At 69.5% G+C, this 17,166-nt stretch carries 15 protein-coding genes; 7 read left to right on the top strand and 8 right to left on the bottom strand.

The features are described from left to right. Positions 1-37: 37 nt before the first annotated feature. Positions 38-1,045 (bottom strand): LacI family DNA-binding transcriptional regulator, encoded by a 1,008-nt coding sequence (locus RAC81_RS08430; protein WP_375081947.1) that lies wholly within the window; start codon positions 1,043-1,045, stop codon positions 38-40. Between the two features lie 193 nt (positions 1,046-1,238). On the opposite strand from RAC81_RS08430, the gene RAC81_RS08425 reads away from it, so the two are divergent. Then, positions 1,239-7,259 carry a GH92 family glycosyl hydrolase gene (locus RAC81_RS08425; RefSeq protein WP_375081946.1) on the top strand — a complete coding sequence of 2,007 codons (6,021 nt, stop codon included), beginning with the start codon at positions 1,239-1,241 and terminating at the stop codon, positions 7,257-7,259. 130 nt (positions 7,260-7,389) lie between these two features. On the opposite strand, the gene RAC81_RS08420 is transcribed toward RAC81_RS08425, so the two are convergent. From RAC81_RS08420 to RAC81_RS08410, 3 genes are all read right to left on the bottom strand, one after another. Then, entirely contained in the window at positions 7,390-8,505 is a 1,116-nt protein-coding gene (locus RAC81_RS08420) for a M24 family metallopeptidase (protein WP_375081945.1), read from the bottom strand. Between the two features lie 90 nt (positions 8,506-8,595). Then, positions 8,596-9,441 (bottom strand): lytic polysaccharide monooxygenase, encoded by an 846-nt coding sequence (locus RAC81_RS08415; protein WP_375081944.1) that lies wholly within the window; start codon positions 9,439-9,441, stop codon positions 8,596-8,598. Between the two features lie 125 nt (positions 9,442-9,566). After that, on the bottom strand, positions 9,567-10,013 hold the full coding sequence (locus RAC81_RS08410; RefSeq protein ID WP_375081943.1) for an iron chaperone: 447 nt from the start codon (positions 10,011-10,013) through the stop codon (positions 9,567-9,569). Between the two features lie 149 nt (positions 10,014-10,162). On the opposite strand from RAC81_RS08410, the gene RAC81_RS08405 reads away from it, so the two are divergent. Next, positions 10,163-10,585 carry an NUDIX hydrolase gene (locus RAC81_RS08405; protein WP_375081942.1) on the top strand — a complete coding sequence of 141 codons (423 nt, stop codon included), beginning with the start codon at positions 10,163-10,165 and terminating at the stop codon, positions 10,583-10,585. Positions 10,586-10,594: 9 nt separating this feature from the next. Here the strand turns inward: RAC81_RS08405 and RAC81_RS08400 are convergent, their stop codons facing one another. After that, positions 10,595-11,023 carry an aminoacyl-tRNA deacylase gene (locus tag RAC81_RS08400; RefSeq protein ID WP_375082054.1) on the bottom strand — a complete coding sequence of 143 codons (429 nt, stop codon included), beginning with the start codon at positions 11,021-11,023 and terminating at the stop codon, positions 10,595-10,597. Between the two features lie 80 nt (positions 11,024-11,103). Beyond that, positions 11,104-11,616 (bottom strand): DNA helicase, encoded by a 513-nt coding sequence (locus RAC81_RS08395; RefSeq protein ID WP_096714211.1) that lies wholly within the window; start codon positions 11,614-11,616, stop codon positions 11,104-11,106. A 145-nt stretch (positions 11,617-11,761) separates the two neighbouring features. On the opposite strand from RAC81_RS08395, the gene RAC81_RS08390 reads away from it, so the two are divergent. Both RAC81_RS08390 and RAC81_RS08385 read left to right on the top strand, forming a co-directional pair. Continuing rightward, the gene (locus RAC81_RS08390; protein ID WP_375081941.1) at positions 11,762-12,319 is read left to right on the top strand and encodes a peptidylprolyl isomerase; all 558 of its coding nucleotides are present in this window, start codon (positions 11,762-11,764) and stop codon (positions 12,317-12,319) included. A gap of 21 nt (positions 12,320-12,340) precedes the next feature. After that, on the top strand, positions 12,341-13,240 hold the full coding sequence (locus RAC81_RS08385; RefSeq protein ID WP_375081940.1) for a rhomboid family intramembrane serine protease: 900 nt from the start codon (positions 12,341-12,343) through the stop codon (positions 13,238-13,240). 194 nt (positions 13,241-13,434) lie between these two features. On the opposite strand, the gene RAC81_RS08380 is transcribed toward RAC81_RS08385, so the two are convergent. Next, entirely contained in the window at positions 13,435-13,674 is a 240-nt protein-coding gene (locus RAC81_RS08380; protein WP_375081939.1) for a cell division protein CrgA, read from the bottom strand. Positions 13,675-13,760: 86 nt separating this feature from the next. Between RAC81_RS08380 and RAC81_RS08375 the strand changes: the two genes are divergently transcribed. Genes RAC81_RS08375 through RAC81_RS08365 form a run of 3 tightly spaced genes read left to right on the top strand, consistent with a single transcriptional unit; the run spans position 13,761 to position 15,364 of the window. Continuing rightward, complete coding sequence (locus RAC81_RS08375) at positions 13,761-14,555, top strand: class E sortase (RefSeq protein ID WP_375081938.1); 795 nt, start codon at positions 13,761-13,763, stop codon at positions 14,553-14,555. Between the two features lie 21 nt (positions 14,556-14,576). Further along, positions 14,577-14,732, top strand: coding sequence for a hypothetical protein (locus RAC81_RS08370; RefSeq protein ID WP_375081937.1), 156 nt, complete (start codon positions 14,577-14,579; stop codon positions 14,730-14,732). After that, positions 14,729-15,364 (top strand): anthranilate synthase component II, encoded by a 636-nt coding sequence (locus tag RAC81_RS08365; RefSeq protein WP_375081936.1) that lies wholly within the window; start codon positions 14,729-14,731, stop codon positions 15,362-15,364. The genes RAC81_RS08370 and RAC81_RS08365 overlap by 4 nt, the downstream gene beginning before the upstream one ends. Positions 15,365-15,432: 68 nt before the next feature. Here the strand turns inward: RAC81_RS08365 and pknB are convergent, their stop codons facing one another. Further along, positions 15,433-17,136 carry a Stk1 family PASTA domain-containing Ser/Thr kinase gene (gene pknB / locus RAC81_RS08360; protein WP_375081935.1) on the bottom strand — a complete coding sequence of 568 codons (1,704 nt, stop codon included), beginning with the start codon at positions 17,134-17,136 and terminating at the stop codon, positions 15,433-15,435. Positions 17,137-17,166 lie beyond the last annotated feature (30 nt).

Genomic DNA, 17,166 nt, shown 5'->3' with positions numbered 1-17,166 from the left:
GGTCTTGACGCCGGGGGCATCCTGCCCGGCGCCGCGGTCAGGAACCGGTCGAGGCTCGAGCGACGAGCCGCATCGGAACCGTGACGCTCTCGTAGGGACGCGTCCGGTCGCTCAGACGGGCGACGGCGAGTCGGGCGGCCTGTCGTCCCAGCGCCTCGATGTCGCCCGAGACGACGCTCACGCCCAGCACGCGCGCCCACTCCGGCTCGTCGAAGCCGATGACGGCCGGCCGGTCGGGGAGCCCGGCGACGGCTTCCATGACACCGAGCAGGATGCGGTTGTTGCCGGCCACGACGGCGGTCGGCGGCTCGTCGAGCGCGAGCAGCTCGCGCATACACGCGCGGGAGGATGCCGCGTCGTGCGCGTCGGTGCGGAGGAGCCGGCGCCAATCGGCGTCGGCGGGGTCGAGCACGTCGCCCATGCCCGCGAGGCGTTCGCGGTACGTGGGGAGCCACGCGTAGTCGCCGATGAAGGCGATGCGGCGGTGCCCGGCATCCAGCAGGTGCTGTGCGGCCAGCCGCCCTCCCTCTCGGTTGTCGAAGACGACCGAGTCGGCGGCGAGGTTCTCGGCCGGGCGGTCGACGAACACGACGGGGATGCCGCGAGCCTGCAGCTGCGCATACTCGCTGTGATCGGTCATCGCCGAGACGGTGATCACGGCCGTCGTCTGGCGGTCGGCGAGGTCGCGGGCGACGCGCTGCTCCTGCTCGGCCGACTCGCGCGAGTTCGCGACCGAGAGGTGCATGCCGCGGGGGCGGATCTCGTCTTCGACGGCCTGCGCGAGCGCGGAATAGAACGGGTTCGTGAAGTCGCCGGTGATGAGACCGATGGATGCCGCCAGGCGTCCGCTCGCGAGGAGGCTCGCCGCCGCGTTGCGCTGGTAGTCGAGCTCCGCCGCAGCCGACAGGACGCTCGCGAGCGTCTTCTCGCTCACGTACGACTCTCCCCCGAGCGCCCGGGACGCCGTCTTGAGACTGACCCCCGCGCGTTCGGCGACCTGGGCCAGCGTCGGGCGCGGTGTCGCGCCGGTCTCTGTGCGAGTCATGCATCCCCTTGTCGGCCGCGAACGCGGATAGCTCATTATGGCGGCTGCCGATCGGAACCGAGCTCTTCCGCCGGTCGCGATCGCTGTGATAGCGTCCAGCGTATGACAGCGATGTCATATACCGGTCATCCCGGCGTCGAAGTCGGTGAGGACCCCATCAGCGACACACCGTAGTGGAGTTAGAGGAGCAACCATGAGGGTCCCCAGCCCGAGGAACCACCGATCCGCCAGACGATCCTGGGCGGCGGCCGGAGTCGCCGTCGCCGTCGGGCTCGGCATGCTGACGCCGACGGCGGCCTCGGCGGCCGGAGAGACGACCTTCGCCTCGTCGTTCGAGTCCGGCGACGCGGCCCCCGTGCTGAGCGGCACGGGTCAGCCCGTCAACGTGACAGGCAGCCGCTTCGCCCCGGGCAGCGTCCTCGGTGACGTGGCCGCGGTGACGGCATCCGCCGAGAACGCGCCGAACGAGGTCGCGTCGTTCCTCGCCGACGGCAACGCCTCGTCGAAGTGGTTGGCCTTCCAGCGCGCGGCCTGGGCGCAGTACGAGCTGACCACCCCGCAGCCGATGGTGCGCTACACCCTGACGTCGGGCAACGACGCCCCCGAGCGCGACCCTCGCGACTTCCGCGTGCTCGGCTCGCAGAACGGCACCGACTGGGTGACGGTCGACGAGCGCACCGGCGAGCAGTTCTCCGCTCGCGGCGAGACACGCACGTTCGACCTCGCGACGCCCAGCGAGCCGTACCTCTACTACCGCCTCGACGTGCTCGCCACACGCACGCCGACCACCGGCATCGTGCAGCTCGCCGGGTGGGAGCCGATCGCCGTCGACGGCGCGACCCCCGCACCGGGCGACCTCCTGCTGCAGGTCGGCAGCGGCCCGACCAGTTCCGACACCGCCAAGACCGGCGTCGGCTTCACCGGAACCAAGGCACTGCAGTACGTCGGCCGCCACCTCGACGCGGGGCCCGCCTCCTCAACGAGCGTGCTCTACGACGACGTCGCGATCGACGTGGCCGATGACAGTGAGCTCTCGTACCTCGTCTTCCCCGTGCTCGACGGCGAGCAGACCTACGCCGCGACGTTCGTGGCGGTCGACCTGACGTTCGACGACGGATCGACGCTGTCCGCCGGCGACGCCACCGACTCCTACGGATACGCTGCGAACGCGCGCGCCCAGGGTCAGGCCAACGTGCTCTGGCCGAACCAGTGGAACAAGGTCACGATCGATCTCGGACAGTTCGCGGGCCGGACGATCGACGACATCCTCTTCCGCTACGACCACCCCGGCACCGACGTGAAGGGCGTGGAGGTGCCCACCGGCGCGACCGCCTTCAGCGGCTGGCTCGACGACGTGAGCATCGGAGCTGCCGCACAGCTCGACACCTCGGACGGTCTCGTGTCGTACGTCGACACGCGCCGGGGCACCAACTCGACCGGCGGCTTCTCGCGCGGCAACAACCTGCCGGCGACCGCATGGCCGAACGGCTTCAACTTCATCACCCCGATGACCAACGCCGACAACGTCGGCACGATCTACCAGTACCAGCGGGCCAACAACGCGCAGAACCTCCCGGCCCTCAACGGCATCGGCTTCTCGCACCAGCCGAGCATCTGGATGGGCGACCGCAACCAGATCGCCGTGCTCCCCACCGCGAACGGCAACCCCACCTCGTCGCTCAACGACCGCAAGCTCGCGTTCCACCACGAGAACGAGACCGCGCGGCCCGACATCTACAGCGTCGAGTTCGACAACGGCATCCAGACGTCCGTGACCGCCACCGACCACGGTGCGATCTACCGCTTCGAGTTCACCGGCGACACGAGCTCCGTGCTCATCGACCAGCTCGTGGACTCCTCGAAGCTCCAGATCGACGGCGACACCGTCTCCGGCTGGGTCGACGGCGGATCCGGCTGGCCGGGACGCACGCGCATGTTCGTGTACGGCACCTTCGACAAGGCGCCGCTCACCGCCGGTGCGACCACTCAGGGCGACCGCAACGGCACGGCCCGCTACGCCGCCTTCGACACGAGCGGCGACAAGACGGTCGAGCTGCGCCTGTCGTCGTCGTTCATCTCGCAGGACCAGGCGAAGAAGAACCACGAGTTCGAGCTGCAGGGCGTCTCGTTCGAAGACGCGCACGCCGCCGTGCGCGACGCCTGGAACGACCGGCTCGGCGTGATCCACGACGTGAAGGGCGCCACCGACACCCAGCTCGTGACGCTGTACTCGAGCCTGTACCGCCTGAACCTGTACCCGAACTCGCAGTTCGAGAACACCGGGTCGAAGGCCGACCCCGTCTACCAGTACGCCAGCCCGGTGTCCGCGACGAGCGGCAGCGCCAGCGACACCCGCACGAACGCGAAGATCGTCGACGGCAAGATCTACGTCAACAACGGCTTCTGGGACACGTACCGCACCGCCTGGCCGCTCTACTCGCTGCTCTACCCCGACGTGACCGAGGAGCTCGTCGACGGCTTCGTGCAGCAGTACCGCGACGGCGGATGGGTCGCCCGGTGGTCGTCCCCCGGCTACGCCGACCTCATGACCGGCACGAGCTCCGACGTCGCGTTCGCCGATGCCTACCTCGCGGGTGCGCTCGACACCGACACCGCACTCGAGGCTTACGACGCCGCCGTGAAGAACGCCACCGTGCTGCCGGCGTCCAACGCCGTCGGACGGAAGGGCCTCGCTCAGTCGATCTTCCTCGGCTACACCGAGGCGACGACGCACGAGAGCGCATCGTGGGGTCTCGAGGGCTACATCAACGACTTCGGCATCGCCGAGATGGCGAAGAAGCTGTCGGAGGACCCGGCGACCCCGGCCGGCCGCGTCGAGCAGCTGAAGGAGGAGGCCACCTACTTCGAGGCCCGCGCCGAGCACTACGTCGAGATGTTCAACCCCGAGGCGGGCACCTTCACCTCGCGGAACGCCGACGGCTCGTGGACCTCGGGTGCCGAGTTCGACAAGAAGGCGTGGGGCGGTGCGTTCACCGAGGCCAGTGCCTGGACGTTCGGCTTCCACGCCCCGCACGATGTGGACGGACTCGCCGCCCTCTACGGCGGCCGCCAGGGTCTGCTCGACGTCATGCACGACTTCCTCACCACCCGTGAGAAGGCCGACTACTCCGGCATCCACGAGGCGCGCGAAGCACGCGACGTCCGGCTCGGGATGCTGGGCATGTCGAACCAGATCGCCCACCACATCCCGTACGTGCTCGCCGAGGCCGGCGACCCGTCGGGGGCGCAGGAGCTGATCCGCGACATCCAGGACCGCCTCTTCGTCGGCTCCGACATCGGCCAGGGCTACCCGGGCGATGAGGACAACGGCGAGTTCTCGGCCTGGTACGTCTTCTCGGCGCTCGGCTTCTACCCGCTCGAGGTGGGCTCCGGCGACTACACGATCGGCACCCCCCTCTTCGACAGCGCGACGCTGTCGATCGGTGGCAGCGACCTCGTCGTGAATGCACCGGGGGCATCGGCGGGCGCCGATTACGTGGGTGGTGTCAGCCTCAACGGGCAGCCGATCACCGAGACGACGTTCGACGGCGACCTGCTGCGCGCCGGAGGGACCCTCGACTTCACGATGAGCACGACGCCGCAGGCGTGGGGTGCCAAGGACCTCACCGAGAAGCTCGAGGTGCCGACCACGCTCGTCGACGCCACCAAGACGGGACGCGGTGCGCTCGCCGCGGCGGACGGCACGCCCGTCGGCTCGCTCGTCGACGACAACATGAACTCGACCGTCACCTTCCCGGGCGACTCGGCCGAGCTGGTGTGGACGTCGCAGTCGGGCCCTGTCTCTATCGGCCAGTACACGCTGACCAGCGCGTCGAAGGCGGCCGCTCCCGCGAGCTGGACGCTCTCCGGTTCGCTCGACGGCACGACGTGGACCGAACTCGACAGCCGTGAGGGCCAGACCTTCACGTGGGACTCGCAGACCCGACCGTTCACGACGCAGACCGCAGGGGGATACACGAGCGTCAAGCTCACTGTGAAGAGCGGCGGTTCCCCGCTGGCACTGTCGGAGGTCGAGCTGTTCGCCTCGGCATCCGCCGCCGACGGTCTGTCGATCGCCGCGGGCGCTCCGCAGCGCGTCGCCGTGGGCACCGAGTTCTCGGGGTCGCTCGCGACGATCGTCGGCACTGAGACCGAGGCGTCGGGCTACGACGTCACCGTGGACTACGGCGACGGCGAGGAAGTCGGCGACGTGACCCTCACCCGCGACGAGCTCGGCGGCTGGAAGGTCAGCGCGCCGCACACGTTCACGGCGCCGGGCACGTACTCGCCCGTCATCACCGTGCGCGACTCCTCGGGCGCGGCGGCCCAGGCCACCGCGTCGATCGAGGTGTTCCGCGACGAGACCCTCATCGGCGGCTTCAACAACGTCTGCATCGGCGACCTCGGGGTCACCGCCGCCAACTGCGACTCGCAGGGCCACGGCTACTTCCGCGACAAGCTCAACGCCGACGGCTTCGTACAGGGCGAGACCCTGACCGTGCCGGGCACGACGCTGACGTACGACCTGCCCGCCGTCCCGGCCGGTGCGCCGGACAACATCACGGGCGAGGGTCAGACGGTGAAGCTGTCGCTGGGCACCGGTGCCACGCAGATCGCGTTCATCGGCACCGCCACCGAGAGCAACCGCGACTCGGACGCCGTGCTGCACTTCACCGACGGCAGCACCCAGACCGTCACCATCAGCTTCGGCGACTGGGTCGGTGCATCCGGCAACCCCTACAAGGGCAACACCGTGCTCACGATCTCCGAGGGTCGCCTCTCGGGAACCGGAGCAGAGTCGAGTGTGAAGAACACGGCGATCTACGCCACCGCCCCGATCGCCCTCGCGGTCGACGGGAACGGTGCGCCGAAGGTGGTCGAGTCGCTCACGATGCCGAAGGAGTCCGGTTCACTGAACGACGGACGCGTGCACGTGTTCGCGATCGCGTCGGACGGCGACCGCGCCGCCGCCGCCGAACTGTCGGTCACGGCCGGTACGGTCGACGAGCAGGTCACGGGCGAGGAGTTCGACGCCACGCTGGCGACCGTCACCGGCGGTCTCGGCGAGACGTCAGCGGTGGTCAACTGGGGTGACGGCGCCGCCGTCTCCGCGGTCGACGTGGCCGATGGTGCGGTGCAGGGCACGCACACCTACGCGAAGGCCGGCAGCTACACCGTGACGGTCACGGTCGACGACGGCGTGAAGTCGGCGGCGACGCAGCTGACCATCGTCGTCGCGGACCCCATGCCCGTGTACGAGCCCGAGATCCAGGCTCCGCAGCAGGCGGCACCTGGCGACACGGTCACGATCACCGGAACCGGCTTCGCGCCGGGCGAGAACGTCGCGCTGCGCATCGACGACGAGCAGCCGGTCATCGTGCAGGCCGAGCAGGACGGATCGATCAGCGGATCGATCACGGTGCCGAGCGGAGCCGTCGACGGAGACCACCCGGTGGTCGCGCTCGGCGACGTCTCGAAGGTCGAGGCGCGGGCATCGCTCCTCGTCGTCGGCGACCCGACGGCTCCGAAGAACACCTCGGTGTCGCTGAAGGCCGGATCCGACGACCCCGTCGCCGGAGAATCCGTGCCGTTGATCGCCACGGTGAAGCCCGCCGGTGCGGCGGGTCAGGTCGAGTTCCTCGAGGGCGACGTCGTGGTCGGCGCGGCAGGCGTCTCGGCGGGAGTCGCGACGGCGGACGTCACGATCGCGACCTCCGGTCAGCACACCTACACGGCCCGGTTCGTCCCGTCGGATGACACCGCGTTCCGCCCGTCGACCTCGGCCCCGCTGACGATCGAGGTCCGCAGCGCCCCGGTGCTGCAGGCGGAGCTCGTGATCGGCCAGCTCCGGGTGGTGCAGGGCGGCACGGTCGAGCTCGCGGGACGCGGCTTCGCCGCCGGCGAGCTCATCACGATCACGCTCTTCTCGGAGCCGGTGCGCCTCGCCGAGGTCACGGCCGACGGGTCGGGTGCGTTCCGCACGACGGTGACAATCCCGGCGAACACCCCGGTCGGGCAGCACACGCTGGTCGCCGAGGCCACGGCATCCGGGCTCAGCGCGCAGGGTGCGCTCACGGTCACTGCCGCGGCGTCGACGGGCGACGGCCTGGCCGGTACGGGAGGCGCGGTGCCCATCGCGCTGATCGTGCTGATGCTCGGGTTGCTCGCCACGGGCGGCGTGCTGTTCGTCCGGCGCCGCCGCTCGGAGGTCTGACCCACCGCGACCGTTCGGGAGGAGAGATCCGCTTCGGAAGGAGGAATCGCACGGATTCCTCCTTCCGAAGCGCAGATCTCCTTCCGAACGGATGCGGTGACGAGACGGGATGCCGCGGCTGCGCGCCGCGTCAGACGGCGGTGAGACCGTGCGGTGCCACGTTCAGCCGCTCGCATCCGTCTGCGGTCACCACCACGATGTCCTCGATGCGCGAGCCCCACTCCCCTGCGAAGTAGATGCCCGGCTCGATGCTGAACGCCATGCCCTCGCGCAGCACCAGGTCGTTGCCCGGCGCGATGTACGGTTCCTCGTGCACCGAGACGCCGATGCCATGACCGGTGCGGTGCAGGAACGCGTCGCCGAGACCGGCTTCGGTCAGCACGGTCCTCGCCGCGGCATCCACCTGCTCAGCCGTGACGCCGGGCCGCACGGCGTCGACGGCGGCCTGCTGCGCCCGCTCGAGCACCGCGATGCGCTCGGCCGCCGCGGGGTCGGGTGTGCCGACCACATAGGTGCGGGTGCTGTCGGAGTTGTAGCCGCTGGGTACCGCTCCCCCGATGTCGACCACGACGACGTCGCCGTCCTCGATCACCCGGTCGGACACCTCGTGGTGCGGGTCGGCGCCGTTCGGGCCCGATCCGACGATCACGAACTCGACCGTCCGGTGGCCCTCCGCGACGATGGCTTCGGCGATGTCGGCGGCGACCTCCCGCTCGGTGCGACCGGCGCGCAGCCACTCCGGAACCCGGCGGTGCACGGCGTCGATCGCGTTACCGGCGCGGCGCAACTCGGCGATCTCGTCGGCATCCTTGATCATGCGTCCTTCACGAAGCACGGGTGTCGCGAGCTCGAGGCGCAGACCGAGGCGGTCGGCGAGCGGAATGACGTGCAGAGCGGGCAGCGCGTCCGATACCCCGACGCGGGTGGCGGCGGTGATCACGCCGGCGACGAGCGCGTGCGCATCGTCTCCGTCGACCCAGTCGGAGACGGCGAGGCCGAGCTCGCCGACGGCGGTGCTGCGCACCTTCGCGAGCTCCATGCGCGGGACGACGACCGTCGGCGCGATGCCCGGTCCGAGCACGAGGGCGGTCAGACGCTCGATCGTGTCGCCCTCCACGCCCACGAGGTACTGCAGGTCGGGACCAGGACCGACGATGATCGCGTCCAGGCCGGCGCCGGCGGCGAGAGCGGACGCGCGGTCGAGGCGGGCGGCGTACACGGATGCGGGGAAGGGCGTTGTGCTCACGGCATCCACGCTAGTGTCCCGCGGCTCGTCGGGGAACGGACGTCGCCCTCCCGGAGCCGGAAGGGCGACGTCGAAGCAGGCGGATGCAGGTCAATGACTGTGCGTCAGCGGCTCCCACAGCGACAGGGCCGTGATCCATGAGGGATCTCCCCACGCGCGGTGCGTCTGCACGGCTCGGTAGGTGACGCCCTCGTGCCGGCGCAGATCACCCCGGGTATAGGAACCGGTCGGACTCCACGCGGCGATGTCGTCGGACGGTGCCGGCGTCGCCGGGGTCGGCGGACTGGTCGGCGTCGGCGGGGTGGGCCGCGTCGGCGGTGTCGTGGGCGTGACGGGCGGCGTGACGGGCGTCGTGGGCGGCGTGATGACCGCGCCACCCGCCCGAACGTCGATGTCGATGGTGTTGTAGAAGGCGTTGGTGGTGTCGGCGATGTCCCACACCGCGTAGATCACGTGGTAGCCGATGTGGTCGGACGGGATGGTGAGGGTGTGGGTCGTCGGCACGCCGGGGATCTCCGCGCGCCCGTCGAACGTCGCGAGCGGTTCGAAGTCGCCGCGATCGAGGGGTGCGTCGGGATTCCAGCCCTGCTTCGTGATGAAGTAGCGCCACTGCGCGGTGCGGTGGGCCGCCGGGAGCGTCCACGAGACCTGTACCGGTCCGGCCTGCACGACGTTCTTCGCCCACCGGGTGGCCGACTGCTCGTCGAGCGCGCCGTCGAAGAGGCCCCCGGCCGACGCGAGCTGCCCGTCGGCCGGGCCGCCCGTCGGGAAGCCCTTCGGCGCCTCGAGGCTCTGCGGTTCGAACGCGACGCTGCCGCGGTCGGTGTTCGCCGACCAGGCGGCGCGGGAGATCACCGAAGAGGCCCCGCCTCCGACGTATCCGTGGGCAGAGGCGGACGGAGCGGGAGCGGTGAGCAGGCCGGAGGCGGTGACCACGGCGACGGCGAGAGATGCGATTCCGATTCTGGTGGGGGCTTTCACCCCCTCAGAGATACCGAACTCGCGGACCTCGTCCAAGAATCAGGCGGTATATAGCACCGTGTCGCCGTTCCGGCCCCGGCTCAGCTCACCGCTGTGCGCACGCGCTCCGCGAGGAACTGCCGATTCGCGTCATCCAGCTCGAGCACGGCGTACGCGGTCGGCCACAGGGTTCCTTCGTCGAGATTGGCGGGCTGCTCGAACCCGAAGGTGCCGTACCGCGTCTTGAACTTGCTCGCCGGCTGGAAGAAGCACAGCACCTTGCCGTCCTTCGCCCACGCCGGCATGCCGTAGTACGTGCGAGGGATCAGCTCTGGTGCCGCCTCCGACACGAGTGCGTGCAGCCCCTCGGCGATCGCCCGATCCTCCTCGCTGAGCTTCTCGATCGCCGCCTTCAGATCGGCCTCGCCCTCGGCCCTGACCTCCTCCGGGGACTTCTTCGCCCGCGAGCGTGCCTTGCGTTTGTCGGCCGCAGCCGCCTTCATGGCCTCGCGCTCCTCCGCGCTGAAACCCGTGTCCTTCTCGACCATCATCGGCTCCTCTCTGACTGGTGATGCGGGGGTGGTTCGTGATGACCTCACCCTACGAAGGCCCGCGCGCACGCCGCTTCTCGATTCGTGATCGATCATCGACGACACAACCGGCCGCGGTCCATTCCCCGACGGTTAGGGTGGGACGCATGGACATGCGTGTCGCGGCATACGCAGTCGTCACCGATGACGACGGGCGGGTGCTGCTGGCGCGCTGGATCGAGGGCCGCCGCGTCGCATGGACCATGCCCGGCGGCGGTCTCGAGCCGGGCGAGGCTCCGGAGGCGGCCGTGCGGCGCGAACTGCGTGAGGAGACCGGCTACACCGTGAAGGTGGGAGAGCTGCTCGGCATCCACTCGCGCGTCATCCCCGCGTCGCAGCGCGTCCAGAACTCGGGTCAGCCGCTGCACACTCTGCGCATCGTCTACCGCGCGACCATCTCGGGCGGGCGCCTCCAGTACGAGACCGACGGGTCGACCGACATGGCGGAGTGGTTCCCGGTGAAGGCGATCGCCGACCTGCAGCGGGTCAAGCTCGTCGACATCTCGCTGCGGATGGCCGGCCTCCTCTGACGCGCAGGCTCAGCCGCGGGGCTCCTCGGGGACGGAGATGTCGGCGACCGTCGCACCGTACGCGGCGATGAGGTCGTCGGCGTCGACGAAGAGGCTGTAGCCGTGGGTGCCGGCGCCCATCGCGATGCGCTGACCGACGATCGTCTCGTCGGCGTACACCGGCCAGTCGGTGGTGCTGCCGATCGGCACGATCGTGCCGCGCTCGTAGCCGGTGGCGGCGAGCGCGAGTTCGGCTTCTGGGAGCCGAAGCTTGTTCACGCCGACGACGGCCCGCAGCTTGGCCCAGGAGATCGAGCGCCCGCCCGGCACCAGCGCGAACAGGTACGTGTCGTCGGAGCGCTTGACCACGAGGGTCTTCACGATGCCCTCCGGAGGGATGCCGAGGAGCTCGGCCGCCTCGAAAAGACTGCGGGCCGCCGGCCGCTCGCGGATCTCGATGTCGAGATCGCGAGCAGCGGCGGCCTCACGCACGCGGGCGTGCACGTCCGCCGGCTCGGCGGCCGGGGACTCGAACTCGGTCACGCCTCGGGGGCGGACAGCGGGTCGTCGGCGACCCAGAGCTCGTCGTCGGCACGAAGGGCCTGCCATGCGGCGTACAGGACGCCGACGGCGGCGGCAGCGCCGAGAACCAGGGCGACGACCGAGCCGATGCCCGGGCCCTTCTTCTGCGGCTTGGTGGCCTTGCGCACCTTCTTCTCGATCTTCTTCTCGATGCCGTGACGCTTGGCGTTCGCGACATCCCAGGCGGTCAGCGCACTGCCGACGACACCGCCGACGATCGGAACGACCTTGTCGTCGACGACGTGCTTGCCGAAGCGCACGCCCTGGTCGACGACCGGCGCCACGCGGCGATCATAGGTGTGCTGCACGGCCGGACCGACCTGCTCGCGCCCGAAGTTGCCGAGCTGGCGCCCCGCCTCACGCGCCACATCGGCAGCGTGGCCGACGAGGACCTGCTGGTTCTCCCAGAGCTGGTTGGCCTCCTTCTGGAGACGGCGCAGTTCCTTCTTCCGCTTGCGGCTGATGCTCACGATGCTCTCCTGTCGCTTGGAGTACGGGTTCCCCATCTTGCCACGCCACCCTGGAAGGGGCGAGGGAATCACCGAGGCCTTGCATCAGGCGACGATCAGCGCTAGATCAGGGCTCGCACACGGGAAGCTCTGCGAGAATGACACCATGCCTCACGCTTCTCACGTCGCAACCCTGCACACCAACCACGGTGACATCGTCATCAACCTCTTCGGCGACCACGCCCCGAAGACGGTCAAGAACTTCGTCGGCCTCGCCGACGGCACCCAGTCGTGGACCGACCCCGCCACCGGCAAGCCCGGCGAGGGTCCTCTCTACAAGGACGTCATCTTCCACCGCATCATCCCGAACTTCATGATCCAGGGCGGTGACCCGCTCGGTCAGGGCGTCGGCGGACCCGGATACAACTTCGACGACGAGATCCACCCCGAGCTGAACTTCAACGAGCCGTACGTCCTGGCCATGGCGAACGCCGGTCTGCGCCGCAACGCGATCACGGGCAAGGCCGAGGGCACGAACGGGTCGCAGTTCTTCATCACCACCGACCCCACCCCGTGGCTCCAGGGCAAGCACACCATCTTCGGCGAGGTCGCCGACGACGCCTCGAAGGCGGTCGTCGCCGCGATCGGCGCCGTGCCGACCGCTGCGGGCGATCGTCCGATCGAGCCGGTCGTGCTGCAGTCGATCGACATCGTCGCGGCCTGACACCGAGGCTGGCCGATCCGGATGACCACGCCTGAGTTCGCGGACAACCGCGACAACTTCTGCTACCGGCATCCGGATCGGCAGAGCTTCGTGCTCTGCCAGCGGTGCCTCCGCACCATCTGCGGCGAATGCCAGACTCCGGCCGCGGTCGGCGTCATCTGCCCGGAGTGCATGAAGGAGGAGCGCAAGAACCGCACCCCGGCCCAGAAGCGCGCCGAGCGACGCTGGGGCGGACCCTCGTCGACCTTGGCCGCCGTGCGCAGCGGCAACCCCGTGGTGACCTACGCCCTGATGCTGATCACGTCGATCATCGGCCTGCTGCAGCTGGTCCCCGGTATGGGCCCCGCCATCACTCAGCAGCTGCTGTTCGCCGGGCCCTACCTCTATCCGGATCTCTTCGGCGCGCCCTTCGAACCCTGGCGTCTGCTCACGGCGGTCTTCGCCCATGGAGGATTCATCCACCTCGCTCTGAACATGCTGGCGCTGTGGATGCTCGGGCAGAGCCTCGAGCCGCTGCTCGGTCGCGTGCGGTTCCTCGCGCTCTATCTCATCAGCGGACTCGGCGGCTCCGTCGCCGTCGCGCTGCTCGCCCCGGGCACCGCGACCGTGGGCGCCTCCGGCGCGATCTTCGGGCTCATGGCCGCCCTGCTGATCGTCGGCCGCCACATCGGCGCCAACGTCACCGGCATCCTCGTGATCCTCGGAATCAACTTCGTCGTCGGGTTCTTCATCGGCGGGATCGCGTGGCAGGCGCACCTCGGAGGCGCGGTCGTCGGTGCACTGCTGGCGTTCATCCTCACCCGCACTCGCCGCCGCGATCAGCGCGCGTGGCAGATCGTGCTCATCACGGCCGTCGCACTCGCCCTGCTTGTGATCGTCGCGTTCATCCCTCCCCTGCTCATCACCTCGATCTACTCCTGATCAGAGGTTGTTAACAGGTTCGTTAACAGGTGTGAATAACACGCGTGTAATTCATCCCCAGGTGTGAACAACCCTGTGGATAACTCTGTGGTGACGTTGTGGACACGCTGTGGAGACCTGGGGACGGCCACCCCGCGGAGATACGAAGAAGGCCCCTCGCGGTGCGAGGGGCCTTCGTGCGTGAGCGGCGCGATCTAGCGCCAGCGGGTGGTCATCAGGAACCCGATCAGGGCGATGCCGAGACCGATCGCGAGGTTCCAGTTGTCGAGTCCGGGGATCGGGAACTGCATCCCGGAGATGTAGAACACGAGGATCCACGCGAGACCGAGCAGCATGAAGCCGATCATCACCGGCTTGAACCACACGGCGTTGGGGGCGGACTCGCCCTCGGTGCGCGGTGCGTCGGGCTCTTCGGTCTTCGGGTCTCGGGCCATGCCGACATTGTACCCGGGTCGCCTTTGCTCTCGCGAGAACGCCGGGTTCCGGCTCCGCGCATAGGCCGGAGGGATAGGATCTCGCCATGACCGCATCCGTCGTATCGGGGGAGCGACGTGGCCGCAGCCGTCGCCCTCGATCGCGCGCCACCTTCACGAGCGTGCTGGGGGAACTGCTGCTCACCGCCGGCGTGCTCGTGCTGCTGTTCGTCGCGTGGCAGATGTGGATCGGCGACATCATCATCAGCGCGCAGAAGAACGACGAGGGCGCGGCAGTGTCGCGCGAGTGGGCCGAGGCCCCGCCCCCTGCACTGCCCGAGACCTTCGAGCGGCCCGACGGCACCACCGCCTACCAGCCGGTGATCCCCGCGCGCCCCGCCGACACCGAGCAGCTGGGGCAGATGCACATCCCGCGCTTCGGATCCGAGTACAACGTCGGCATCTTCGGCGGCACCAGCCGCGCCCGCACGCTCGACAAGCTCGGGATCGGCGTCTACACGAACTCGAAGATGCCCGGTGAGCCCGGCAACTTCGCGATGGCGGGCCACCGCACGACCTGGGGCAAGCCGTTCAACCAGCTCGACAAGCTGCAGATCGGCGACGCGATCGTCGTGGAGACGGTCGACGGCTGGTTCACGTATCGCTTCCGCACACTCGAGTACGTGAAGCCGACCCAGACCGACGTGCTGCTCGACGTTCCGCAGGTGCCCGGAGCGCAGACCGGCGAGCAGTACATCACCCTCACCGCCTGCTCCCCGCTCTACTCGCTCGCCGAGCGCATCGTCGCCTACGGCGTCTTCGAGAGCTTCCAGCCCCGCGCAGAAGGACCCCCGAAGGCGCTGACCGACCCGCCCCCACCCCCGGCCGCGCCGTCGATCTGACCGAAGGGACCGAGAGGAATCATGTACGCCGCACTCTGGCGCCTGCTGCCCGGCCCGTGGTGGGTCAAGCTGTTCATCCTGCTCGTGCTCGTCACGGCCGTGCTCTACGCGCTGTTCTGGTTCGTGTTCCCGTGGGTCAGCCCCATCATCGCGCCCGGTGAGGTCGACCTCGAATGACCCGGGTGCTGGTCGTGGACAACCACGACAGTTTCGTGCACACCCTCGTCGGGTACCTGCGTGAGCTCGGCGCCGAGGTCGAGATGGTCGAGGCGGATGCCGTCGACGCCGCCGACCTCGAACAGCTGCTGCCCCGCTTCGACGGCCTCATGCTGTCACCCGGACCGGGGACGCCTTCGGATGCCGGAGCAAGCCTCGACGCCGCTCGGATCGCCATGGCGCTGCGCCTGCCGCTGCTCGGCGTCTGCCTCGGCCATCAGGCGATCGGAGAGGCACTCGGCGCCCCGGTGACCGAAGCGCCCGAGCTCATGCACGGCATGGTGTCGCAGGTCGGGCACGACGGGTCGGCGCTGTTCGACGGCATCCCTTCTCCGTTCGCCGTCGGGCGCTATCACTCGCTCGCGCTCGACGAGGCATCGCTGCCCGGGCCGCTCGTCGTCACCGCCCGCACCGACTCGGGCACCGTCATGGCCGTCGCCCACACGACCCTGCCCGTGGTGGGGGTGCAGTTCCACCCCGAGAGCGTCCTCACCGAGGGCGGATACCGTCTGCTCGCGAACTGGCTCGCCCAGTGCGGCGACGCGGATGCCGTGGCCCGCGCCGAACGACTGCATCCGCTCGTGCGGGCGTAGCGCGTTTCGTCTCGGTCGCTGCTCTCCCTCGCTCAACGACCCCGAGGGCAGGCCGTGGTGGGCGGCGGTCAGTCGCCTGCAGCCGCTGCGCAGTAGCGCAGCTCGACGGTTGATCCGACGGGTACGTCGCCGGGGGCGACCGACATCGACGCGACCGTGGGAGGGTTCGTGGGCGGGCAATCGGTGAGCTCGACGGGGCTCGCTGTGAGGCCGATCCGTTCGAGCTCGGCGGTCGCGGCATCCATCGTCCAGCCGGAGACGTCGGTCAGGGTCACCCGTCCGCTGGCCACCACGAGGTTCACGACGGTCTTGGGCGGTACCTCGGTGTCGGCGGCCTCGCTCGCCTCCATGACGGTATCGGCCGCGAGGCCCTTGTCGTTCCGCTGGATCACGGTGCCGAGCTCGAGGCCGGCCTGGGTCAGCGCGTCTGTCGCCGCGGCGAGAGACAGACCCTCGAGCGTCGGCACGACGACCGTCTCCTTGCCGGATGAGACGTACACGGTGATCGAGTCGCCCTCGCTCACCGTCGTCCCGCCCTCGGGATCCGTACGGGTGACGTTGCCCTCGGCGATGTCGTTGCTCGGTTCGAGCACGAGCTTCGCGGTGAGGTCGAGCTCGTTCAGGTCTTCCTGCGCGCGCTCGGATGACACGTTCACGAGGTCGGGCACCGTGCGGGAGCTCGACGGGATGTCGTCGGGCCGCATGCTGATGGTCCACACCCAGAACAGCACCGATGCGAGCAGGACAGCGAGCAGCGCGACACCGGCCCAGATCCACGCGACCGGGGGACCGGACTGCGTGCGTGCCATGGTGGTGTCGGTGCTGAGCTGCCGCAGCGACCGCGCGGTCTCCTGCGCCTGGCGCGGACTCGGTCCGTACAGCTCACTCGTGAGCGCGCCGATCTCCTTGCGGCTGGGTGCCTGTCCCGAGACGGCCGCGTCGAGCGCGGCGCGGAAGTGCGCGGCATCCGGGTAGCGCTGGTACGGATCCTTCGCGAGCGCACGCAGCACGATCGGGTCGAGGGAGGCCGGGGCGTCCTCGTTGACCTCGGTCGGCGGGACCGGGGTCTCGCTGACGTGCTGATAGGCGACGGCGACCGGAGACTCCCCGCGGAACGGCTGACGTCCGGTGAGCAGTTCGTACAGCACGACACCGGTCGAGTAGAGGTCGGCGCGTGCGTCGACGGGCTCGCCCTTCGCCTGCTCGGGGGAGAAGTAGGCGGCCGTGCCGATGATCTGCGTGGTCTCGGCGACGGTCGAGGAGGAGTCCGAGACCGCGCGGGCGATGCCGAAGTCCATGACCTTGACCTGGCCCCTGTCGGTGACCATGACGTTGCCCGGCTTGATGTCGCGGTGCACGACGCCGGCCCGATGCGAATAGTCGAGCGCCTCGAGGATGCCGTCGACGTACCGCACGGCGTCTTCGACGGGGACCGGTCCGCGGGCGATGATGTCTTTCAGCAGGGTGCCGCTGATGAGCTCCATGACGATGTACGGCGGCTCGCCCGATCCGTCGCCGGTGCTGCTCGACGGGTCGCCGGCGTCGTACACGCGCACGATCGACGGGTGCGACATACGAGAGGCGGACTGCGCCTCCAGGCGGAAGCGCGTGCGGAACGCGGTGTCTCGGGCCAGGTCGGCATCGAGGATCTTGATCGCGATCGCGCGGCCGAGCGTGAGATCGTAACCGCGGTAGACCTTGGCCATTCCGCCATGCCCGATGAGCTCGTCGACGCGGTAGCGACCCGCGAGAACGCGTGGCTCTGTCGACACGTACTGACCCCCTGAAACGACCTGATGAAG

It is taken from the genome of Microbacterium sp. CR_7 (assembly GCF_041954755.1).
Lineage (GTDB): Bacteria > Actinomycetota > Actinomycetes > Actinomycetales > Microbacteriaceae > Microbacterium.
Note: the sequence above shows the minus strand (reverse complement) of the source record. Positions and strands in the feature narration are given on the sequence as shown.